This is a genomic window from Pseudogemmobacter bohemicus (assembly GCF_003290025.1).
Classification (GTDB): domain Bacteria; phylum Pseudomonadota; class Alphaproteobacteria; order Rhodobacterales; family Rhodobacteraceae; genus Pseudogemmobacter; species Pseudogemmobacter bohemicus.
Genome location: NZ_QNHG01000008.1, coordinates 130341 through 153421 on the forward strand (window position 1 = coordinate 130341; position 23081 = coordinate 153421).

Here is a 23081-nt window from a genome sequence, read left to right on the forward strand (position 1 = left end):
CACATGACCAGGTACGACAGCGACGACCGCGACCTCTATCCGGGTTCGGGCGTGCTCATCAATCTCCTCGGGATCAGGGATCAGGCCGAGCTTGACGACGCCGAAGCCACGATCGTCCTAGCCGCCACACTTGAGATCGGCGCATCCCCCCTGCCCGAGCCTCCTGAAGGACCCGGTTTCTCCTATCTCCTAGCTATCCACCGGGCCTTGTTCGGCGACATTTATGCCTGGGCCGGAACGGCCCGGGAGGTGGACATCTCCAAGGGCGGCAATCGCTTCGCCAACTGGCGCTTCATCGAGCAAGAAGGCGCGCGGCTGGCTGCGGAGTTAGGGCGAGAGAACTGGCTCGCCGGATTGCCCGCCGATCACTTCGCCGAACGCATGGCTTGGTACATGGGCGAGTTGAACGTCCTTCATCCCTTCCGTGACGGCAACGGCCGCGCCTTGCGCGAGTATGTGCGCTACCTTGCGGAACGTTCTGGCCATCCCCTCACCTGGAAAGGCGTGCCGCCCAACGAGATGCTGACGGTGTCGATCGCAGCCTATCGCGGCGACACCGTCCCGCTGGCAGCCTTACTCTTGCGACAGATCGGAGCGGCAGGCCGCGATGACTGATATACCCCCCTCCCCTACCCCACCAGAGCATCAGCCCCCTGCCCTGCGCGATCTGGCGGAGCGCGCTCGCGGTTATGCTGAGGCGGCGAGCTCCGCCAATACCCGCAAGGCCTATGCCTCCGACTGGAAACATTTTGCCGGCTGGTGCCGCCGCGAGGGGCTGGATGCGCTGGCCCCGAGTCCGCAGGTGATCGGTCTCTACATTACGGCCTGCGCCAGCGGTGCGCGCTCGGTCGGTGGCCGCAAGAACGCGGTCTCCACCATTGAGCGTCGGCTCTCGGCACTGGTCTGGGCTTATACGCAGCGCGGCCTAGCCCTCGGCCGCCGCGACCGGCACATCGCCACCGTGCTGGCCGGGATCAGGAACACCCATGCATCCCCACCGCGTCAGAAGGAGGCCGTCCTGCCGGAAAATCTGCTCGCGATGCTGGAGACCTGTGATCGCGGCACCCTGCGTGGCCTGCGCGACCGCGCCATGCTGCTGGTCGGCTTTGCCGGCGGACTGCGCCGCTCGGAGGTGACTGGGCTCGATGCGGGTCGCGGCCAGACCGAAGACGGCCGGGGCTGGGTCGAGGTATTGCCCGATGGGTTGCTGGTCACTCTGCGCGGCAAAACCGGATGGCGCGAAGTCGAGATCGGCCGCGGCTCGTCCGCCGCCACCTGCCCAGTCGAAGCCCTAGAAACCTGGATGAAGCTCGCCCGGATCAGCACGGGACCGCTGTTTCGCCGGGTTACCGGCAGGGGAAAGGAGGTTGGCCCGATGCGACTCAATGACCGCGAGATCGCCAGACTGGTCAAGCGCACCGCATTGCAGGCCGGACTCCGCGGCGACCTACCCGAGAAGGACCGCCCTGCCCTCTTCGCGGGACACAGCCTCCGCGCCGGCCTTGCCTCCTCCGCCGAGGTGGATGAGCGCCACGTCCAGAAGCAGCTCGGCCATGCCAGCGCCGAAATGACCCGCAGGTATCAGCGCAGGCGCGATAGGTTTCGAGTGAATCTGACCAAGGCAGCAGGTCTTTGACGCGTGACCCGACCCATTGACCACAAAACGTCCGGATCCTAGGTCAAAGCGATTCTCTCTGCATCCTGGCTACCTGCACCACAAGCTGTTAGGTGCCATAGCTGCACCACTACCAGTGGTACAAGCGCGATCTAAGCGACCCTTCTTACTCAGGCGTTTCTATTTTAATTTCAAGATCTTGAGGTCCAATGGGAAACCTCAAGTTAGCAGTACTGATGCTGCGCGACCTAACACTCCGCAGAAAAAGTTTGCCAAGGCGCTACTTGCGTGGCAATCGTTCGACTACAGCGGAAATCCCAACTGTTGCCATTCTTGGCATATTTCTCTATTTTCCGCGCAGCACGACAAGAGCCGCACACCGGCCAACGAGGGCAGCATGAACGAGATTGATCGGCCCGACCATGGGCGTATAGATAGCCGCCGCATAACGGGCTTCGCCGATAGTCTCGCGAGTTCGCTGGATCGGCAGATGAAGCATGCGTATCGGCCGGAAGGTCAGAAGAAGCAGCGCCTTTTTAGCGCCCGCGAGTTGACGGACCTCACCGGCATTTCAGCATCCAACCTCCGCCTGCGACACAACGAAGATCCTGAATTCCCGCCCTTCGAAAGCGACGCACGTGGTCACCGATGGTACACAGCTGAAACCATGGACCGCATTCGCGACCACATGTTTCGTACTGCTAAGAACGGAGAGGCGTTCCGTCCGGGCAGGCGAGAGGGCGACTCGCTTCAAGTAATCTCGACAGTGAATTTCAAGGGCGGGTCGGGAAAGTCGACAACAGCAGTCCACCTAGCACAGCGCTATGCGCTTAGAGGCTATCGAGTGCTTGCGATCGACATGGACCCGCAAGGAAGTCTGACGACAATGTTCGGTTACCGTCCGGAGCTTGAGTTCTCCGAACACGGAACCGTTTATGATGCTCTCAGGTATGACGAGCTGCAGGTTCCGATTAGCCAAGTGATCAGGAAAACATACTTCCACAATCTCGATCTGGCACCCGGCGGCTTGGCGCTGGCCGAGTACGAGACGACGACCGCATACGCCCTGACAAGGAAGATTGTTCCGAGCTTTGCTCAACGACTCACCTTCCAACTGGATGAGGTTGAGAAAAATTATGATCTGGTCATCATCGATTGCCCTCCGCAGCTCGGTTTTATTACCCTCTCAGCGATCGCGGCTTCGACAGGTCTGATCGTCACCGTTGTGCCTAGCATGTTCGATGTAGCCTCCATGTCCCAGTTTCTCAAACTAGCTGGTGAACTCTTCGAAACCATTGAGCAACTGACCAACCGACCGGTTTCATGGGACTTTTTAAAGTTCTTGCTGACGCGGTACGAACCTTCGGACGCTCCACAGACACAAATGGCTGCCTATCTTCGATCCATTTTGGCGGGTCATGTGCTTACCGAGCCAATGCTGAAATCCACCGCTATTTCAGATGCCGGCATTACACAGCAGACCATCTACGAAGTGGAGCCGGGCGACTTCGTCAAGAAAACCTTGGAACGAGCAGTCACCAGTATGAATGCAGTCGGTGACGAAATCGAGCAGTTGATCCAGAACTCCTGGGGGAGGAACTGATGGGACGTAAGAACCTTCTCGACCTCGCAAACGAACACGCCGCACATGACTCCAGTGCAGGTACGCCAGAGGATGCCCGGAAACCTGGGCCGACAACTGCGGTCAATAGCTTGCGAGACTCCATGCGAGATCTCGGTCTGAATGGTGTTCAGGACCTTGACGCCCATCAGATCGAGACTGATGGGCCACAAGATCGGTTGACGGTCAATGATCCGGAGCTCGCACAACTCGCCGAGAGTATCAAAACGTACGGACAGCAAGTCCCCGTCCTCGTACGGCCGATACCAGGGCAACTGAATCGCTACATCATCGTTTACGGTCGGCGTCGACTGGCTGCGATCAGATCGATCGACCCTAAGATCAAGGTAAAGGCCCTCATCCGGAACGTCGATGAACGGGAAGCCATTATTGCGCAAGGGCAAGAAAATAATCAGCGGCTGGACCCGTCACACATCGAGAAGGCACTATTCGCGTTTGAGCTAAGGCGGCTCGGGTACGATAATCGTGTTATCCAAGATGCATTAAGCATTGATCGATTTGCATGCTCAAAGATGCTTCGGCTCGCGGAGATCGTACCAAAGGATCTGATCGAGAAGATCGGAGCCGCCCATGACATTGGGCGCCGTCCCTGGACTGCGTTTGCTGAGCTCGTTGTGAAGCTGGGGAAACCCGGGGCCAAGGCTGCATCCGATGCACTCAGCAAATGCCCGGAGAACACCTCTAGCTCTGATAGATTTAATATTGCATTACAATCGCTTAGGAAAATTCTGGTTTCAGATGATGGCGCTACCTCCGCCAACTCTGTGGTCCGTGGACCACAGAGTCGTCTGCTCGGACTTCCAGGCCCTGCGCCACAGGTTTCCCTGACGATTTCTCGCAAATCCTTGTCGCTCACCCTCAATATCGACGATGGGCCCGACTTCGCTCAGTGGTTGGCCGCACAAGCTGAAGGCGTCATCAGAGAGCTTCAGGACCGCTGGGTCAGAGAAAAGACTGAAGAGGCCTGACTCTTCAGTTGTCCATGTAACATCTAACCAGAAAGGAGCACGTAACGAAGGTCGGAAAAGAAAGAGCCCCCCGAAGTCACCCTCGGAGAGCCCAAATCAGTGTGTAAGCAGCTCTGATTTATAGGCACATCTGGACCAAGGTCAAGAACAACCGATTCGGTTGACTCAATATTTTTGCCTATTCAAGAGGCCGATGGGATGGACGGGGGTCCTCCCCTACCCGCTCTTCTCGTGAAATACGATGAAAGCACTCAGTCGCTCACTCTCCCGTGCTGTAGGCAACGGGTACAATGATGTTGTGCCTAGAGATGCGAATGAAACATCTTCGCTTTGGCAAGTATTCCGCAACCTAGTAGCTGCCAGGACCACACTTGATGTTTCCCCTCAAGCACTCGGGACTTTGCGTGCTCTGATAAGCTTCGTCAAACCGAGCCGTGGCCTTGTCGTCTTTGCATCGAACAGGACGGTTTCCGAACGAGCCGATGGAGCTTCGGAACGATCGATCAGACGGCACATCGCTGAGCTGATCTCGGCCGGCCTTCTCTCTCGCAAAGCAAGCACAAATGGCAAGCGATACAAGGTTGCCAACCCCGACGGACATGATGACGTTTATGGATTGGATGTATCTCCTCTGCTCTACAGAGCAGCTGAGTTCGAAAGCCTCGCTGCAGAAGCCGCAGAAGAAACCCTACGGATCAAGCTTCAACGGAAGCGTCTTTCAAGCCTAATCTACGCCGCAAGGGAGCTCCTGCCTACAGGGCGCCTTGCTGAGGTGACCCGGGCCTTAAGGCGGAGGCACAATTCTGCATTCTATTCTGCCCTCTACAGACAAGTTGCGGCAGAAGCTGCCGAAGCAGAACAACAGCGTTTTGCTACCCGGACGACCGATGAACAGCTTCAAAACTCAGCAATTCTGGCCTCCAATGACGGTCAGAATGACCGCCACAAGATCAAATCTAATAAAGAAGAATTTGATTCTGATTCACCTCAGCGCAACGAAGTCACAAATAGCGAAGCTACGGAGCCTTCCGGTATTCTTAGAACAATAGCTGATCGATATCCTGACGCGCTTGCCTGGGCAGAAGCCCCCGTGACCAGCTGGCACGGACTCGAAAAGCTCGCTTGGAATCTTGCCAATTGGTGTGGCATCGGTGACAAGTTGCGCCAAAAGGCGCATGCGGCAGTATCTTCTGAAGTGTTCATATGCGCAGCACTGCATATTGCACAAGCAAGCCATAGGATACGAAACCCTGCAGCATACTTCGCGGCGGTGACCCTTGGCAAACGGCGCGATACATTTCACCCTCTCACGGTGGCTGCCACTTGAGTGCACCCCTTGATCACGATGATGTGGTCCATGGACCAACCGCCTCTGCAAAAGATGAACACTTGGATGTCCAATCAGGATGTGGTCCATGGACCACACATCTGAGTCCGCGCACGACAAAGCCGCTCCTCAATGAAAATCCCTGCTGTGGAACAGCTTTCGCGCCTGCTCGCGAGGATGTCGCGCGACCGCCCTGCCCCCGGTTCGGATCGGCCGCACCGTCTCCCCTGCCCTCTCGGTCTCGGCCCCGATCTTCAGTTGCTGCCCGATCGTCGCAAGGCGCGGCGAAAGATCTTCGATCTGCTCTGCAACGAGGTGAACAACAGTGCCATCCCGCTCTATCCTGCCGGTTACCCGCAGCAAGCGCCCAGCAATCACCGCCTTTCGAAAGACCTCATAGACCTTCTTCCAGACAACGACATTGGCAACGCCGGTCTCATCCTCCAGTGTGAGGAAGACAACACCGGACGCTGTTCCCGGTCTCTGGCGTGTGATGACGAGGCCGGTGACGGTCGCCCTGCCCTTCGCCTCTGACAGCTGTTGATGTGGCAGGCTCTCCGCCAAGTTTGGCCGCAACAGCTCCAACGGATGAGCCCGCAGCGAAAGCCGAAGCGCCAGATAGTCCTCGATCACCTCCTGCCCGAGCGTCATCTGCGGTAGATGCACAGAAGGTTCCGCGCCCCCTTCCCCATCCATGCCGAACAGCGGCAGCGGCTTTGGCGCTCTCAGGGCTTTCGCCTGCCAGAGCATGTCCCGCCGGTTCTGCCCGAGGCAGGCAAAGGCGTCCGCTTCCGCCAGACGCTCCAACGCGTCGGGATGGACACCTGCCCGCCGCCACAGGCTCTCGACATCGGGATAGCCGTTCCCGCGGGCGGCAACGATCCAGCCCGCATCTTCTTCGCGCATGCCCTTGATCTGGCGGAACCCGAGCCGCAAGGCGAGCGCATCGTCCGGCCGGCGTTCCAGGGTGCAATCCCATTCCGAATGGTTCACAGAGACCGGCCGCACCTCGACGCCATGATCGCGGGCATCCCGGATCAGCTGCGCCGGTGCGTAGAAGCCCATCGGTTGCGCGTTCAGGAGTGCACAGGTGAAGATCGCCTGATGGTGATGCTTCAGCCAGGCCGAGATATAGACCAGCCGCGCGAAGCTCGCGGCGTGACTTTCCGGGAACCCGTAGCTGCCAAAGCCCTCGATCTGGGCAAAGCAGCGTGCCGCGAATTCGGCGTCATAGCCGCGTGCCAGCATACCGCCGATGAACCTGTCCCGGAATGAGCCAATGGTTCCCATCCGTTTGAAGGTCGCGAGGCTGCGGCGCAGCCGGTCTGCTTCCGCCGGCGAGAAGCCCGCCGCGACCACCGCGATCTGCATCGCCTGCTCCTGAAACAGCGGAACACCATAGGTGCGTCCAAGCACTTCCATCATCGCGGGGCCCAGATCCTCGACCTTCTCCTTCCCCTGTCGGCGATTTATGAAGGGATACACCATGCCGCCCTGGATCGGGCCTGGCCGGACGATGGCGACCTCGCAGACCAGATCGTAGAATTTGCGCGGCTGCATCCGAGGCAGAAAGTTGAGCTGCGCCCGGCTTTCCACCTGGAAGACCCCGATGGCGTCAGCGCGGCAGAGCATCTCATAGACCTGACCATCCTCGACCGGGACATTCGCAAGCGTCAGCTTCCCGCCGCGGTGATCCTCGATCAGCCCGAAGGCCTTGCGGATTGCCGTCAACATGCCGAGCGCAAGGATGTCCACCTTCAGAAGGCCGAGCGCGTCGATATCGTCCTTGTCCCATTCGATGACGGTGCGATCCTCCATCCCCGCATTCTCGATCGGGCACAACTCGTCCAGCCGGCCATGTGTAATGACGAAGCCGCCGACATGCTGCGACAGGTGCCGGGGAAAGCCGATGATCTCGCCAATCAATTGCATGGCCAGAGCGACACGGGAGTTGTCCGCGTTCAACCCGGCATCCCGCAGCCGGTCCTCTCCCGGCGCCGAAGAGGATGATCCCCAGATCTGCCCCGAGAGCCGGGCGATCACATCCTGACTCAACCCCATGACCTTGCCGACCTCACGGATCGCAGCCCGCGACCGGAAATGGATCACGACAGCGGTCAGGCCAGCGCGCTCGCGGGTATAGCGTTCGTAGATCCACTGGATCACCTCTTCCCGCCGCTCGTGCTCGAAGTCGACGTCAATGTCGGGTGGTTCGCCACGGTCCTTCGAGATGAAGCGCTCGAAGATCAGGGTGATGGTCTTCGGCGGAACCTCGGTGATGCCGAGAAGATAGCAGACCACCGAATTGGCGGCCGACCCGCGCCCCTGGCAGAGAATGCCACGGGACCTAGCGAAGACCACGATGTCATGGACCGTCAGGAAGTAGGGAGCATATTCCACCTCGGCGATCAGCCGCAGTTCCTTCCCGACCCGCGTCACGATCTTTGGCGGTGCACCGTCGGGATACCGGCGCTGGAGCCCCTCGCGGACCAGACGCTCCAGCCTTGCCTGCGCCGGTTCGTCGTCCCGGGCTTCATCCGGATACTGGTAGCGCAGCTGGTCGAGCCGGAAGGCGCAGCGGTCTGCGATCTCGACCGAGCGGCGTATCGCCGCCGGGTAACGATGGAACATCCGGGCCATCTCGGCACCAGACTTCAGGCGGCGTTCGCCATTGGCCAGCCGTCGCTCGCCGATGGTGTCGATGGTACAGCCCTCACGCAGGCAGGTCAGCACATCCGCCAGCGGGCGCCGTGCCGAGCGGTGCATCATGACTTCGCCCACGGCGACCTTGGGCAGGCCTGTAGCCTGGGAGAGGATGGCGATCCGATCTATCCGCTCCTGATCCTGTCCGTCATAGAAGGGCGCTGCCCCGAGATAGCATTGCCCGGCGAACCTGCGGGAAACCCGTCGAAGGCTGCTCTCTATCCGATGAAGTGCGGGCGGCTCAGCGTCCAAGAGATCTGGCGGCAGCGCGATCAGGATCATGCCCAGGCCCCAGTCCAGCAGATCCGCCTCCTGAAGATGGCACTCGCCCTTGGGGGCGCGGCGCTTGCCAAGGGACAGGAGCCGGGTCAGCCGCGACCAGGCCGCTATATCGGTGGGCAGGGCCAGCCAATCGACCGGGCTGTCGGTGAAGACCAGACGCGCGCCGGGGATCAGGCGGGGCAGGGGGCTCTCCGGCTGGATCCCCGCAACGCTCGGGGGCTGGCCGCTTAACAGCTGCTGCCGGCTGGAGGGATCGGTGATCTGCTGTGACCGGATCGCCGGACCTTCGTCACCGGCATGTTCGGCTTCCCGCAGCCGCGTCAGTTCCTTCAGGGCCGAGAAGGCCCGCACCACACCCGCTACTGAATTCCGGTCGGTGATCGCGATGGCCATCAGCCCCAGTTCGGCCGCCCGCGTCACCAGCTCCTCGGGATGCGACGCGCCGGTGAGGAAGGTGAAGTTGGTGGTGACGCAGAGTTCGGCATAGGCGGTCACAGGAATGTCCCCTGCACGGCCCAGGCCGGGGCCATGGGGGTATGGAAGAGCCAGAGCCGTGGCCCTTCCTTCGTCTCGATCCGCCAATAGTCCCGAACGCCGCTGCGCCAGGCCGGATCATCGAACCACCATTCCGGGGTGATCCTCTCCGGTCCGGCCGCGCGCAGGGTGGTGAAGCTCATCCGTCGCCAGCGAAACCGCGCCGGGGGATGCCCGGAGGCGGAGGTGACCGGCTCCGGCGGAAAGATCATGGCCGGTCGGCGGGGACGCTTGCGAAAGGGCAGGGGGGTCACCTCGCTATAGGCGGCGGGCACCGTCAGGAAGCTGCGCTCCGGGATGCGGCTCTCGGCGGGCAGAAACCGCAGGACGTGGTCGAAGCCCAGCCGATTGCCGAGGCGGGAGATCAGGTCGTTGAACTCGTCTTCCTGCCCGACCTTCGCCTCTCCAATCTGTTGCGGGGCCAGGGGTTCGGTCACCACGGCCTCGATGCGAAGCGCGTCGATCCCATAGCCGGATCGACGTCTTCGACGCCCTTGCGGAACAGCGCCGATATGCGCTCGGGATCCCGCATTGCCCGCGCAAGACCAACCTCGACCGTGACGGTTGCCTTGTCGACCCGACGCAGTTCCAACCGGACGCGCCGCGCACCCATATGGGCTGAGACCAGCTTGCCGCACAGGCGCTCGAGCAGGCGGTCCAGCCCCGCCATCACATCACCCGTCAGCCCGATCGGTTCAGGCAGTGTCATTCTCACCCCGAACTGCGGCGCCTCGGGCAGGGCACCGACAGGCTCAGGCATGGTGCCGAGCATCTGGTCCAGCGTCGTGACCAGCCCCGGCCCGAACCGGCGCGCGAGCGGAGCCCGGGGCAGGGGGATCAGATCGGCGATGCAAGAAAGTCCCATGCGCGACAGCCCCTCGGAAATCTCCGGTGAGATGCGCAGCGCCGAGACCGGCAGACGGCCGAGCCGCTCCGCCAGCAATCCATCCGGCACGATCCCGCCGCCATGGCGGGCGAGCGCATGCGCGCCGCCGCGGCTGCCGGCAATCGCGCTTTGCGCGTTAAGACCCGCCCGGATCAGCCGGGCATGGAGATCACCGCGCAGATCCTCCTCGCCGCCGAAGAGATGTGCGACCCCGGTGATGTCCGCGATCAACCCATCGTCACCATCTATTGCGACCTGGGGCGCATAGCGCACCGCCCACCGGCGCAAAGCCACAAGAGCTGCCGTCTCACGTACGGGATCCGCGAGGCGCGTCGCCAGATCAGGCACAAGGGCGCGGGCATCTGCCAGAGGCATGCCGCGATGCAGCCCCTGAGCTCTCGCAGCTGCATTAAGACAGCGCAGCTGATCGGCATTGCCCACGCGATGCGTCAGGGCAAAGGGCCCCTCGACGGGGCGTGTCCGCAGGCTGACGTCACTGGCCAGCCTCGGAAACCATATGGCAAGCAGTCGTCGCGCCATCCCACTGCACGGGTAAGATCCTCATGTTCCTGCTTTGTTCGATACGAGACCCTTGCGATCATGAGGCGATGGCGCGGACACAAAAACCACCGAAGAACGCATATGGAAAGCCGGCTGCAAGCGTAGCGGTCTTTCTGGTTTTGTCGTTCGCCCTGATATGCAGGGCGCGCAGGTGAATGCTGATCAATTATCGATGTCACTCATTGCATTCATCAGGGCGGTTTCCAGCATTCGCCGCTGGTCCGCCTCGGGAATTGCGAGCAAGCCTTTAGGTTCAAGTATTGCGCGATGCGTTACGAAGCCGCTGAGGAGGCTTATCGCGAAATGAGCCCGACCCGAATCGAGGTGGCCGAAAGCCCTACTCAAAGGGAGAGCGAGTGATGCGTCGATGAATTCGGTAATGATATTGTGCGCTTCGCTGCAGAGGCTGGACTGAACCAACAGATGCAGCGGGCGGACATCCTCGAGCTTCTGCGGACAACACACAAAAGCCAAGTTGCAAAGCCGCCGGATCATGGCCGGGCCGTCCGACTGCGGGGCCGCGATGTCATCCAGTGGTCCAAGTGTCAGAAGCGCCTGACGGAATATCTCAGCCTTGGAGCCGAAGGAGCGATGGACATAGGCGACATCTACCCCGGCTGCGGCGGCGATATCGCGCAGGCTGGTATCGGAATAGGGCATCCGCGTGAAAAGAAGCATCGCCGATGTAAGAATACGTTCTTTCCCGGTTGTGTTTCCTGGCGCGCGGCCGCTCTCGCTGGCTGGGGTCATTGTCCTGGGCATATGCGATCTGTTTGGTCTGCTGCGTATAAGGTTGTAACGGATGATTGCAGCCTGGACGGCGCCACGTTTCAGGGCAATTCCGGTCAGGTCGCCGTTTCTAGCTGTTTTCCCGACGGGGAACAACCGGATGCCTATTTTCTGAATTAGAGATACCGGTTTTCCTGGTGTCATCGAGCGTTGACAACCCTGGGCCGCAGGGCGAAAACCGCACGGAGACAGGCGCAAAGCATCAGAGGCAGGTCATGGCAAAGCCCAGCAGGAACATCATCATTCTGGGCGGCCTCGCCGTTCTCGCCGCGCTTGGCTGGCTGGTCTGGGACCGGCTGCAGCCCGCTGGGCTGCCTGCGGGATTTGTCAGTGCCAATGGCCGGATCGAGGCGACCGAGGTGGATATCGCGGCGCTGACCGGCGGCCGGATCGCCAAAATCACCGCCGCCGAGGGTGATCTCGTCAGCGCGGGCGATGTGCTCGTGCAGATGGATGTGGTGCAGCTGAACGCGCAGAAACGCCAGGCCGAGGCGCAGCTGGCCCGTGCCGAAATCGGGGTCGAAACCGCAAAAGCTTTGGTCGCCCAGGCTGAGGCACAAGAGCGCGCGGCACAGGCGGCGGTCGATCAGGCCGGCTCGGTGGCAGAGGCGGCAGCCTTGCGGCTTGAACGCTCTGAACATCTGGTGAAGACCAATGCGATTTCGCAGCAGGTGCTTGATGACGACCGGGCCCGCGACACCCAGGCCCGGGCCGGGGTGGCCTCTGCCGAGGCCAGTCATGCGGCGGCGCTGGCCGGGATCAGCTCCGCAAAGGCCCAGGTGGTCGATGCGGGTGCGGCCGTTGAGGCGGGAAAAGCGTCGATCGATGCGATCCAGGCCACCTTGGACGATGCGACGCTGACCGCGCCGCGCGCGGGCCGCATCCAGTATCGCATCGCGCAGGAGGGTGAGATCGTCGGCTCTGGCGGGCGGATCCTCAGCCTCGTCGATCTGGGCGATGTCTATATGACCGTCTTCCTGCCGACCTCGCAGGTCGGTCGGGTGCAGGTGGGCTCTGAGGTGCGGCTGGTGATGGATGCGGCGCAGGAGCTGGTGATCCCGGCCACGGTCTCTTATGTCGCCGATGTGGCGCAGTTCACGCCGAAGACGGTCGAAACCGCCGATGAGCGCGAAAAGCTGATGTTCCGCGTCCGCGCCCGTATCGACCCGGAGCTGCTGTCGCGCCATATCGAATATGTCAAAACCGGCCTGCCGGGCATGGCCTATCTGCGGCTCGACCCCAATGCCGCCTGGCCTGACTTTTTGGCCAATGTCGTGAAATGAGCGGCCCCGTTTCTGGTGCAGTTGCTGGGGTCTCCGGCCTGACGCTGCGCTATGGCAGGGTCACGGCGCTGGAGGATGTGACGCTTGAGATCCCCTCGGGCCGCATGGTCGGGCTGATCGGGCCGGATGGGGTTGGGAAGTCGAGCCTCTTGTCGCTGCTGGCGGGCGCCCGCGTGATCCAGGACGGCGCGGTCGAGGTGCTGGGCGGCGATATGCGCGATGTGGCGCATCGTAACCGCGTCTGCCCGCGCATCGCCTATATGCCGCAGGGTCTGGGCAAGAACCTCTATCCGACGCTGTCGGTTGAAGAAAACCTCGATTTCTTCGGCTCGCTTTTCGGTCACAACAAGGCGGAACGCGAGCGCCGGATCACCGATCTGCTGGCCGCGACCGGCATGACGCCCTTCCGCTCGCGTCCGGCTGCGAAACTCTCGGGCGGGATGAAGCAGAAGCTGGGCCTGTGTTGCGCGCTGATCCATGATCCGGATTTCCTGATCCTCGACGAGCCGACCACCGGCGTCGATCCGCTGTCGCGCCGCCAGTTCTGGGATCTGATCGACCGCATCCGCGTGACCCGGCCGGGGATGAGCGTGATCACTGCCACCGCCTATATGGAGGAGGCTGCGCGCTTTGACTGGCTGGTGGCGATGAATGCGGGGCGGGTGCTGGCGAGTGGCACCACCGGTGATCTGCTGTCGCGGACCGGGGCTGATAACCTCGACGCCGCCTTCATCGCGCTTTTGCCCGAGGAAGATCGGGGCGAAGACAGCGCCGTGGTGATCCCGCCGCGCATCCGTGATGACAGCGAGATTGCCATCGAAGCCGAGGGGCTGACGCAGCGCTTTGGTGATTTCGTCGCGGTCGACAATGTGTCCTTTCGCATCCCGAAGGGCGAGATTTTCGGCTTCCTCGGCTCGAACGGCTGCGGCAAGACGACGACGATGAAGATGCTCACGGGGCTTTTGGAGCCGAGCGAGGGCCGGGCGAAACTCTTCGGCCATGAGGTGGATGCGAGCGATCTGTCGGTGCGCCGCCGGGTCGGGTTCATGTCCCAGGCATTTTCGCTTTATGCCGAGCTGACGGTGCGCCAGAACCTGGAGCTGCATGCGCGGCTTTTCGATATGGCGGCGGAGAAAATCCCCGCCCGGGTTGAAGAGATGATCTCGCGTTTTGACCTGGCCGATGTGACCGACAGCCTGCCCGAGGCGCTGCCTCTGGGCATCCGCCAGCGGCTCTCGCTCGCGGTGGCGATGATCCATGCGCCCGAGATCCTGATCCTTGACGAGCCGACTTCGGGGGTGGACCCGGTGGCGCGCAATGGTTTCTGGCGCATTCTGGCAGAGCTGTCGCGCAAGGATGGCGTGACGATTTTCGTCTCGACCCATTTCATGAATGAGGCTGAATGGTGCGACCGCATCAGCCTGATGCATGCGGGCAAGGTGCTGGTCTCTGACACCGCCGAAGGCATTACCCGGACCAAAGGCTGCGCCACGCTGGAAGACGCCTTCATCGCTTATCTTGAAGAGGCGATTGCCGAGACGGCACCCGCGCCTGCGCTTGCACCCGAGGCCCTGGCGGCTCCGGCTCCGGCAGCCGGGCTGGCGCACCCCGCGCCGCAATCCGCCTTCAGTCTGCGGCGTCTGCTCAGCTATTCGCAACTCGAAAGCCTCCAGCTGCAGCGCGATCCGATCCGGCTGACGATGGCGCTGCTTGGCAGTCTTCTTCTGATGATCGTGATCGGGCTGGGCATCAATATGGATGTCGAGGATCTGACCTTTGCGGTACTCGACCGCGATCAGACCACCACCAGCCGCAGCTATATCGCCGATATCGCGGGCTCGCGCTATTTCATCGAGCAGCCGCCGCTCTCGAGTTACGACGAGATTGACGCAAGGATGCGGTCTGGCGAGGTGGCGCTGGCGATCGAGATCCCGCCTGGCTTTGCTGCCGACATCGCGGCGGGCCGCAACGTGCAGGTCGGTGCCTGGTTTGACGGTGCCAACCCCACCCGGGCCAATACGGTGCAGGGCTATGTGCAGGGCATGCATGCCGACTGGATCCTGCGCCAGGCCCGCCAGATCTATGGCGATGCTGCCACAACCGGCAGCTTTGAACTGGTGACCCGCTACCGCTACAACCCCGATGTGCGCAGCCTGAACGCGATGGTGCCGGCGATCATCCCGATCCTCCTGCTGATGATCCCGGCGATCCTGACCACGCTCTCAGTGGCACGTGAACGCGAACTTGGCTCGATCATCAATTTCTACGTGACCCCGGTGACGCGGCTGGAGTTTCTGATCGGCAAGCAACTGCCCTATATCGCGCTCGCCATGCTGAATTTCTTCCTGATGATGGCGATGGCGGTCACCTTCTTTGCGGTGCCGTTCAACGGGAACTTCTTCGGCTTCACCCTTACGGCGCTGATCTATGTCTGCGCGACCACGGCGCTTGGCTTCCTGGTGTCCGTCTTTATCGCAAGCCAGGTGGCGGCGCTTTTTGCGACCGCGCTGCTGACGCTGATCCCGGCGGTCAGCTATTCGGGCCTGATCGACCCGGTCTCGTCGCTTTCGGGCTTTGGCCGGGTGCTGGGTGAGGTCTACCCCTCGACCTGGTTCATCACCGCCGCGCGCGGATCCTTTTCCAAGGCCTTCGGACTGGCAGAGCTGGCCGGGCCGATGCTGGCCATGGGGATAGCTGTGCCGGTGATCATCGGGCTGGCGGCGGTCTTCCTGCAAAAACAGGCGAAGTGAGGGGCGGATGAACCTGCGCAACACCTTCAATCTGGGCGTCAAGGAATTGCGCGGGCTGTGGCGCGATCCGGTGATGCTGGTGCTGATCGTCTATTCCTTCTCGCTCTCGGTCTGGACCTCGTCAAATGCCGCGCCCGAGGCGCTGACAAATGCCGCGATTTCCATCGTGGACGAGGATCAGTCGCATCTGTCTTCACGCATCACCTCGGCCTTTTACCCGCCTTATTTTGTCGCACCGCAGATGATCACCACAGCCGAGATGGATCAGCGGATGGATCAGGGCCTCGACACTTTCGCGCTGAACATCCCGCCGGATTTCGCGCGTGATGTGCTGGCGGGGAAAAGCCCGGCGATCCAGTTGAATATCGACGCGACCCGGATGAGCCAGGCCTTCACGGGCGGCGGTTATATCCAGCAGATCGTATCCTCCGAGGTGTCGGAATATGTCGCAGGCTACCGGGCCGCGACCGCGCTGCCGGTCGATCTGGCGCTCCGCGCGCGCTATAACCCCTCGCTTGATCCGAAATGGTTCGGGGCGATTTCCAGCGTGATCCAGTCGATCACCATGCTGTCTCTGGTGCTGACCGGGGCGGCACTGATCCGCGAGAAGGAGCACGGTACGGTCGAACATCTGCTGGTGATGCCCGTCACCGCGACCGAGATCATGTTTTCCAAGATCTGGTCGATGGGGCTGGTGGTGCTGCTTGGCTCCGCCTTTTCGCTGGTCATGGTGGTGCAGGGGCTGATGGCGGTGCCGGTACAGGGCTCCGTCCTGCTGTTTCTGGCAGGTGCGATGCTGATGGTCTTCGCCATGACCGGCCTTGGTATTTTCCTTGCGACCGTTGCGGGGTCGATGCCGCAATTCGCGCTTCTTCTCATGATGGCGCTCTTGCCGCTGCAGGTGCTGTCGGGCGCGATGACGCCGCGTGAATCCATGCCCGAGATCATCCAGACCATCATGCTCGCCGCGCCGAACACGCATTTCATCATCCTCTCGCAAGGGATCCTGTTTCGTGGTGCTGGGCTGGATGTGGTCTGGCCGCAGTTCCTTGCACTGGCGGCAATCGGGGTGGTGCTCTTCCGGCTGGCGCTGATCCGGTTCCGTAAATTCCTGAGGTGAGGCCGGATGCTGCCCCGGATATTCCTGATCGTGACTTTGGCGCTTGCGGGCTGCAATTCCCGTCCGGGGCCCGAGGTTCTGACCCCTGACACTTCACAGCCTCCTGCGGGGGCCCGCATTGTCAGGGTTCTTGCCGTGACAACCCGCGCGCCCGAGGCGCAGACGCCCGGCAGCTATGGTGCCACCCGCGCCGCCAGCCCGGGCTGGCTGTCCTATGAAGTCTCAGTGCCGCCGGGGCATCAGCCGGGGCAGATCGAATGGCCGGATCGCAGCAGCAGCGCCGCCCGGAATTTTGTGGTGCGCAGCCAGACACTGCTCAGCCGCGAGGGTTTCGCAAAGCGCCTGCCGCGCGAAGGGGTTGGGCTTTATATCCACGGCTTCAACACCCGCTTTCACGAGGCCCTGTTCCGCACTGCGCAGCTTTCGGTCGATGCACATATGGAAGAGGAACCGATCCTTTTCACCTGGCCCTCGGCGGGCAATGCGGGTGCCTATCTGGCTGATCGTGATGCGTCTGATTTCTCGCGCGCGGCGCTGGCTGATCTGCTGCGGCTTCTGACAAAGGACCGGCCCGTGTCAAAGCCGGTGCCGGTGCTGGCCCATAGCATGGGCGCGCGGCTGACAATGGAGACACTGGTGCAGCTGCGCCTTGCCGGGCGGGGCGATGTGCTGGATCGGATCGAGCTGATCCTCGCCGCGCCGGATATCGATATCGACCTGTTCCGTGCCCAGATGGCGAGCGTTGGAAAGATGCGGCATCCGATCACGGTTCTGGTCGCATCGGATGATCCGGCGCTGAAGATCTCCTCCCGGCTGGCGGCACGGCGGATGCGGCTTGGCCTTGCCGATGTGCATGATCCGGCGATCCAGCGCCTCGCCGTTGAGAGCGGCATTCGCATTATCGATATCACCGAAGTCGAGACCCGTGATCCCGCCCATAGCCGCTATGTCGGCCTGATTTCCGGCGAGGCCGGAACCGCAGCCGATGTGACGTTATTCGGTGAAATCAGACAGGCCGGGGCCTTTGTCTTCAATCAGGTCGGCGGCGCGCTCAATAGTATAGGGGGAGCACTGGCCGAGTGACGGGGTGCCGGTCAGGCCGATTTCGGCGCGAGCGTCATCAACCGCGTCATCGCCTCAAAGCCGCGCTGCGCGCTGTTTTGCCAGTAATCCGTCACAATCGCCGAGGCCGCGACCGGGGATTCCGCGCTTGCCAGCAGATGCAGAAGCTTTGCCTGTTCATCGGCGGCCCCGGCCAAGATCGAACAGCCTTCCTGCCAGATTTGCGGCGCAAGGATCGCGCTTTTCCTGGCGGTTTCAAGCATCTGCTGCGGCAGGTTCAGCGGGTCGCTGTTCAACCCGGTGGCGGTTTTTTCAGCGGTTTGACGGCGCATTGCGACAGGTCTCCTGCACGGGGTGTTACACGCAATGAGTGTGCAAAGGAAAAGCTTTACATTCTTTGATCTCGATCAACATATGTTGATAATCCTGTGCTAGTTTCTGCCGGCAAAACTGGAGACGCGAGATGGCACTTCCCCCGAAATCAGACCGCCAGGACACTTCGTCGGAGGAAGCTCTCGGCATCGAGGCCTTCCAGGCCTTTGACCGTATCCGCGAGGCGCTTTCGGGCCAGTTTACCGGGGGAATTTCGCCCGGCTCACTGATGATGGCTTATGCCGACTGGGCCTTTCATCTGGCCCAGGCTCCCGGCAAGCAGGCGGAACTGGGCGTCAAGGCGGGGCGTAAATGGCAGCGCCTGCTGGCCCATCTGATATCTTCCGCGATGGATCCCGAGGCCGCGCCGGTCATTGCGCCATTGCCCGGCGACCGCCGTTTCGCAGGTGAATCCTGGGCAAAGCCGCCCTTCAGCTGGATGTCGCAGGCGTTTTTGCTTCAGCAGCAGTGGTTGCATAACCTGACCCATGAGGTGCCGGGCGTCACCAAACACCACGAGGATGTGGTGTCCTTTGCGGCGAAACAGATGCTTGATGTGGTCTCGCCCTCGAACAATCCTTTCACCAACCCCGAGGTGCTGGCGCGGACCTGGGCCACGGGTGGCATGAACCTTGTGAAGGGCTGGCAGAACTGGCTGGAAGATGCCCGCCGCCAGATCACCCAGCAGCCCCCCGAAGGCGCCGATGGCTTCACGCCCGGCCGGAATGTGGCGGTGACGCTGGGCAAGGTGATCTTCCGCAACCATCTGATCGAGTTGATCCAGTATGCGCCTGTGACCGAAACCGTGCATCCCGAGCCGGTGCTGATCGTGCCGGCCTGGATCATGAAATATTATATCCTCGACCTCAGCCCGGAAAACTCGCTGATCCGCTGGCTGGTGGCGCAGGGTCATACGGTTTTTGTGATTTCCTGGCGTAATCCGGGCGCTGAAGACCGCGATCTGACGCTGGAGGATTACCGGCAACAAGGCGTGATGGCAGCACTTGATGAGATCACCCGCCTGGTTCCTGATCAGAAAATTCATGCCACCGGCTATTGTCTTGGCGGAACTTTGCTGTCGGTTGCGGCAGCCGCGATGGCGGGGCAGGGGGATGCACGCCTCGCGTCGCTGACGCTGCTCGCGGCGCAGGTGGATTTCACCGAACCGGGCGAACTTGCGCTGTTCATCGACCCGAGCCAGCTGCATTTCCTCGAAAGCATGATGTGGAATCGTGGCTATCTGTCCGCCGATCAGATGGCCGGGGCATTTCAGCTTTTACGCTCGAATGACCTCGTCTGGTCCCGGATGGTGCATGAGTACCTGATGGGCGAGCGGACGGCGATGAATGACCTCATGGCCTGGAACGCCGACAGCACCCGGATGCCCTATCGGATGCATGCCGAATATCTGCACAGGCTTTATCTGGAAAACGAGCTATCTTCGGGCCGCTTCACGGCCGGGGGCAAGCCGGTTCTGTTGCAAAACATCCGGGTGCCGGTCTTTGCCGTCGGGACCGAGCGCGATCACGTCGCGCCGTGGAAATCGGTCTACAAAATCCACCAGTTCACCGATTGCGATGTGACTTTCGCGCTGACCTCTGGCGGGCACAATGCGGGGATCGTCTCTCCGCCTGGCCATCCGCGCCGTCGCTATCGGCTGGCGACCCGCGCGCATGGCGATGCGCTTTTGCCGCCCGAGGTCTGGACTGACGCCAATACACCCACCGAGGGGTCCTGGTGGACCCCCTGGCAGGCCTGGCTTGCCGCACATTCCTCCGCGCCCGCAGCGCCGCCCGCCACGGGTGAGGCGCTGGATGATGCGCCCGGCACGTATGTTTTTCAAAGGTGACATAATGAGCCATAGCCTCACCAACCATCTGTTCCACCAGATGAAGATCGGCGACCGTGCCAGTCTCAGTCGCCATGTCGGCCCCGAGGATATTGCGCTGTTCGCAGCCGTTTCGGGTGATGCGAACCCCGCCCATCTTGATCCCGGTTTCGCCGCGCATGGGCCTTTTGGCCATGTGGTGATCCATGGCATGTGGACGGCTGCGCTGATCTCGGGGGTGCTTGGCACCCGCCTGCCGGGGCCGGGGACGATCTATCTTGACCAGCAGATCCGCTTTCAAAAGCCGGTGTCCCCCGGCGATACCATAGCTGCCGAGGTCGAAGTGGCTGAACTGATCGAGGGCAAAAACCGTGTCCGTCTGACCACCACCGCCCGCAATCAGCTGGGCGAGGTGGTGCTTTCGGGTGAGGCCCTGGTGCTTGCGCCGCTTGAACAACTGACCTGGGTGCCCGGGAACCTTCCCGAGGCGGTGATCCTGCCGAAAGGACGCTGGCAGGGCTTTGTCGAAGAGGCCCGGGCCCTGCCGCCGGTCAGCGCGGCGGTGGTGCATCCCTGTTCGAAATCCGCGATCCTTGGCGCGGTTGAGGTCAGGGATGAGGGCCTTCTGGATCCGATCCTGATCGGCCCCGGCGCAAAGATCCGCGCGGCGGCAGAGGAGGCCGGGGTCTCGCTCGACGGTTTCCGGATCGAAGAGGTTGAACACAGCCATGCGGCGGCGGCGCGGGCGGTGGAACTTGCCGCGAAGGGTGAGGTCCAGGTGCTGGTCAAGGGCAGTCTGCATTCGGATGAGCTGCTGGCCGCCGTGGTCTCGAAAACCGGGGGTCTGCGCACGGAACGACGGATCAGCCATGTCTATGCGATGGATGTGCCGGCCTATGGCAAGCCCGTGATCGTCACCGATGCCGCGATCAATATCGCGCCGACGCTCGAGGATAAGCGCGACATCTGCCAGAATGCTGTCGATCTGATGCGGCTCCTGGGGCGTGATCAGCCGAAAGTCGCGGTGCTGGCGGCGGTCGAGACGGTGAACCCGATGATGCCCGCCACGCTGGATGCCGCCGCGCTGACGGTGATGGCGGCGCGCGGCCAGATCACCGGCGCGCTGGTCGACGGGCCGCTGGCCTTTGACAATGCGATCAGCCCCGAGGCGGCGGCGACCAAGGGCATCACCTCTCAGGTGGCGGGCGAGGCCGATATCCTGGTGGTGCCGGATCTTGAGGCCGGGAATATGCTCGCCAAACAGCTGATCTATTTCGCAGGGGCGACGGCGGCGGGGCTGGTGCTGGGCGCGCGGGTGCCTATCGTGCTGACCAGCCGCGCCGATCCTTTGTCGGCCCGTATCGCCTCGGCCGCGCTGGCGAAACTGGTCGCGATCCGCAAGGCGGAGGCGAATGCATGACCCGCGATCTGATCCTGACCTTCAATGCCGGCTCTTCGACCATCAAACTGGGCTTTTACGCGCTGGAGATCGCCGGGCCGCGCCCGCTGGCCTCTGGCGTGATCGATTTCCGCGATGCGCCTTTCGCGGTGCGTCTGAAGCGGGAGGATGAGACGCTCTCCGGTCCGATCAGTGCCGATCCGGGCGATCTGACGGCGGTTCTGAACCAGGCTTTCGCCTGGCTTTCCGGGCAGTTCGACCTCTCGCGCCTCGCGGTGATCGGGCATCGGGTGGTGCATGGCGGGGATGTTTTCAAAGGCCCGGCGCGGATCACCGATCAGGTGATCGCCCAGATCGACGCGCTGGCGCGGCTGGCGCCCTTGCATCAGCCGCAGAGCCTCGCGCTGATCCGCGCGATGCGGGCGCTTTACCCGGATGTGCCGCAGACCGCCTCTTTCGACACGGCATTTCACGCGACCAACCCGCCCCTGATGCGCCGCTTTGCCATCCCGCGCGCGCTTTATGACCAGGGGGTCAAGCGCTACGGTTTTCACGGGTTGTCTTACCGCTATATCGCCGGGCAACTGGGCGATCTGGACCCGGATGCGAGGGTGATCGCCGCCCATCTGGGCAGCGGTGCCAGCCTTTGCGCGATCCGGGGCGGCGAGAGCATCGACAGCTCGATGGGGTTTTCGACGCTGGACGGAATCCCGATGGCAACGCGTTCAGGCGCGCTGGACCCTGGTGTCATCCTGCATCTGATGGGCGAGATGGGGCAAAGCCTGAAACAGGTCGAGACCATGCTTTACCGCGAAAGCGGGCTGCTTGGCGTCTCCGGCTTTGAGGCTGACAGTCGCGAGCTGATGGCCAGCCCCCGCCCCGAGGCTGCCGAGGCGATTGACCTTTTCTGCCTGCGCATCGCGGGCGAGGTGGCGCGGCTGGCCGCCAGCATGGGCGGCATCGATGCCATCGTCTTCACCGCAGGGATCGGTGAACACCAGCCCGACATCCGCGCCCGCGTGGCCGCGCGTCTGGCATGGGTGGGGGCAGATCTTGACCCAAAGGCCAATGCGGCGGGTCTGCGCCGGATCAGCAAGGCAACCAGCCGCGTGAAACTCCTCGTCATTCCGACCGATGAGGAAAGCATCATCGCCCGCGAGGCAGCAAGCGAGGGAACAGAGACATGATTGATCTGACGGGCAAACGCGGCCTCGTGGTCGGTGTGGCGAATGAGGCGAGCATTGCCGCCGGCTGCGCCCGGGCTTTTCGCGCGGCAGGGGCAGAGCTGGCGCTGACCTGTCTGAATGAAAAGGCGCGGCCCTGGGTGGCGCCGGTGGCCGAAGAGGTGGGCGCAGACTTGCTGCTCTCTTGCGATGTGCGCGAGCCGGGCCAGCTGGAAGCGGTGTTTGACCGTATCACCGCCGAATGGGGGCGGCTCGATTTCCTGCTCCATGCCATTGCCTTCGCGCCGAAGGAGGATCTGCAGACCAGCGTGGTCAATGCGTCGGCCGAGGGGTTTGCGCTGGCGATGGATGTCTCCTGCCATTCCTTCCTGCGCATGGCGCGGCTGGCGCGGCCCCTGATGCAGGGCGGCGGCGCGCTGATCACCGTCAGCTTTTACGGCGCGGATCGGGTGGTCGAGAATTACAACCTCATGGGGCCGGTCAAGGCGGCGCTGGAGGCTTCGGTCCGCTATACCGCCGCCGATCTCGCGGGCGAAGGCATCCGGGCATTTTCGCTGTCCACAGGGCCGGTGAAGACCCGGGCGGCCTCGGGGATCGGGCGGTTCGATGCGCTGATGGATGAGGTCCGCGCCCGCACGCCCTCGGGTCGGCTGGTGAGCATCGAAGAGATCGGCGCGCTGGCGGCCTTCCTTGCCAGCGAGGCCGCCGCCCCGATGAGCGGCTCGGTCGTCTATGCCGATAACGGGTTCCACACCACCGCCTGACGGCAAGGCCGC

Annotated in this window: 18 protein-coding genes; 13 read left to right on the forward strand and 5 right to left on the reverse strand. The window is 62.3% G+C overall.

Annotated elements, in window-relative coordinates; all coding sequences use genetic code 11:
* Positions 1-3 precede the first annotated feature (3 nt).
* The 5 genes from DRF71_RS26625 (at position 4) to repC (ending at position 5552) form a co-directional block, all read left to right on the forward strand.
* Positions 4-615: a Fic/DOC family protein gene (locus DRF71_RS26625; RefSeq protein WP_112313445.1), complete on the forward strand. Its 612-nt coding sequence runs from the start codon at positions 4-6 to the stop codon at positions 613-615.
* Positions 608-1636, forward strand: coding sequence for a tyrosine-type recombinase/integrase (locus DRF71_RS26630; RefSeq protein ID WP_112313446.1), 1029 nt, complete (start codon positions 608-610; stop codon positions 1634-1636). Before DRF71_RS26625 ends, DRF71_RS26630 begins: the two co-directional genes overlap by 8 nt.
* A 376-nt stretch (positions 1637-2012) precedes the next feature.
* On the forward strand, positions 2013-3218 hold the full coding sequence (repA, locus tag DRF71_RS26635) for a plasmid partitioning protein RepA (protein ID WP_112313447.1): 1206 nt from the start codon (positions 2013-2015) through the stop codon (positions 3216-3218).
* Positions 3218-4225, forward strand: coding sequence for a plasmid partitioning protein RepB (gene repB / locus DRF71_RS26640; RefSeq protein WP_112313448.1), 1008 nt, complete (start codon positions 3218-3220; stop codon positions 4223-4225). The genes repA and repB overlap by 1 nt, the downstream gene beginning before the upstream one ends.
* Before the next feature lie 241 nt (positions 4226-4466).
* Positions 4467-5552, forward strand: coding sequence for a plasmid replication protein RepC (gene repC, locus DRF71_RS26645; protein ID WP_112313449.1), 1086 nt, complete (start codon positions 4467-4469; stop codon positions 5550-5552).
* Between the two features lie 129 nt (positions 5553-5681).
* Here the strand turns inward: repC and DRF71_RS26650 are convergent, their stop codons facing one another.
* The 4 genes from DRF71_RS26650 to DRF71_RS26660 all read right to left on the reverse strand — a co-directional run bounded on the left by DRF71_RS26650 (position 5682) and on the right by DRF71_RS26660 (position 11268).
* Positions 5682-9032: an error-prone DNA polymerase gene (locus DRF71_RS26650; protein ID WP_112313450.1), complete on the reverse strand. Its 3351-nt coding sequence runs from the start codon at positions 9030-9032 to the stop codon at positions 5682-5684.
* Positions 9029-9508, reverse strand: coding sequence for a hypothetical protein (locus DRF71_RS29285; protein ID WP_332872090.1), 480 nt, complete (start codon positions 9506-9508; stop codon positions 9029-9031). The genes DRF71_RS26650 and DRF71_RS29285 overlap by 4 nt, the downstream gene beginning before the upstream one ends.
* Complete coding sequence (locus DRF71_RS26655; protein WP_332872091.1) at positions 9505-10497, reverse strand: Y-family DNA polymerase; 993 nt, start codon at positions 10495-10497, stop codon at positions 9505-9507. Before DRF71_RS26655 ends, DRF71_RS29285 begins: the two co-directional genes overlap by 4 nt.
* A 183-nt stretch (positions 10498-10680) precedes the next feature.
* Positions 10681-11268 carry a TetR/AcrR family transcriptional regulator gene (locus tag DRF71_RS26660; protein ID WP_112313451.1) on the reverse strand — a complete coding sequence of 196 codons (588 nt, stop codon included), beginning with the start codon at positions 11266-11268 and terminating at the stop codon, positions 10681-10683.
* 254 nt (positions 11269-11522) lie between these two features.
* Between DRF71_RS26660 and DRF71_RS26665 the strand changes: the two genes are divergently transcribed.
* The 4 genes from DRF71_RS26665 to DRF71_RS26680 are packed head-to-tail and all read left to right on the forward strand — an operon-like array spanning position 11523 to position 17543.
* Positions 11523-12590 (forward strand): HlyD family secretion protein, encoded by a 1068-nt coding sequence (locus DRF71_RS26665; protein WP_112313452.1) that lies wholly within the window; start codon positions 11523-11525, stop codon positions 12588-12590.
* A complete protein-coding gene (gene rbbA / locus DRF71_RS26670; RefSeq protein ID WP_112313453.1) occupies positions 12587-15340 on the forward strand; it encodes a ribosome-associated ATPase/putative transporter RbbA in 2754 nt (917 codons plus the stop codon). The genes DRF71_RS26665 and rbbA overlap by 4 nt, the downstream gene beginning before the upstream one ends.
* 7 nt (positions 15341-15347) lie before the next feature.
* Positions 15348-16460, forward strand: a complete 1113-nt coding sequence (locus DRF71_RS26675) for an ABC transporter permease (RefSeq protein ID WP_112313454.1) — start codon at positions 15348-15350, stop codon at positions 16458-16460.
* 6 nt (positions 16461-16466) lie between these two features.
* Complete coding sequence (locus DRF71_RS26680) at positions 16467-17543, forward strand: alpha/beta hydrolase (protein WP_112313455.1); 1077 nt, start codon at positions 16467-16469, stop codon at positions 17541-17543.
* A gap of 11 nt (positions 17544-17554) precedes the next feature.
* Here DRF71_RS26680 and DRF71_RS26685 read toward each other — a convergent pair whose 3' ends face one another.
* A complete protein-coding gene (locus DRF71_RS26685) occupies positions 17555-17854 on the reverse strand; it encodes a hypothetical protein (RefSeq protein WP_112313456.1) in 300 nt (99 codons plus the stop codon).
* A 131-nt stretch (positions 17855-17985) separates the two neighbouring features.
* Between DRF71_RS26685 and DRF71_RS26690 the strand changes: the two genes are divergently transcribed.
* Genes DRF71_RS26690 through fabI form a run of 4 tightly spaced genes read left to right on the forward strand, consistent with a single transcriptional unit; the run spans position 17986 to position 23069 of the window.
* On the forward strand, positions 17986-19743 hold the full coding sequence (locus DRF71_RS26690) for a PHA/PHB synthase family protein (RefSeq protein WP_112313457.1): 1758 nt from the start codon (positions 17986-17988) through the stop codon (positions 19741-19743).
* Positions 19744-19747: 4 nt separating this feature from the next.
* Positions 19748-21142 carry a bifunctional enoyl-CoA hydratase/phosphate acetyltransferase gene (locus DRF71_RS26695; RefSeq protein ID WP_112313458.1) on the forward strand — a complete coding sequence of 465 codons (1395 nt, stop codon included), beginning with the start codon at positions 19748-19750 and terminating at the stop codon, positions 21140-21142.
* Complete coding sequence (locus DRF71_RS26700) at positions 21139-22308, forward strand: acetate/propionate family kinase (RefSeq protein ID WP_112313459.1); 1170 nt, start codon at positions 21139-21141, stop codon at positions 22306-22308. Before DRF71_RS26695 ends, DRF71_RS26700 begins: the two co-directional genes overlap by 4 nt.
* A complete protein-coding gene (fabI, locus tag DRF71_RS26705) occupies positions 22305-23069 on the forward strand; it encodes an enoyl-ACP reductase FabI (protein ID WP_112313460.1) in 765 nt (254 codons plus the stop codon). The genes DRF71_RS26700 and fabI overlap by 4 nt, the downstream gene beginning before the upstream one ends.
* Positions 23070-23081 lie beyond the last annotated feature (12 nt).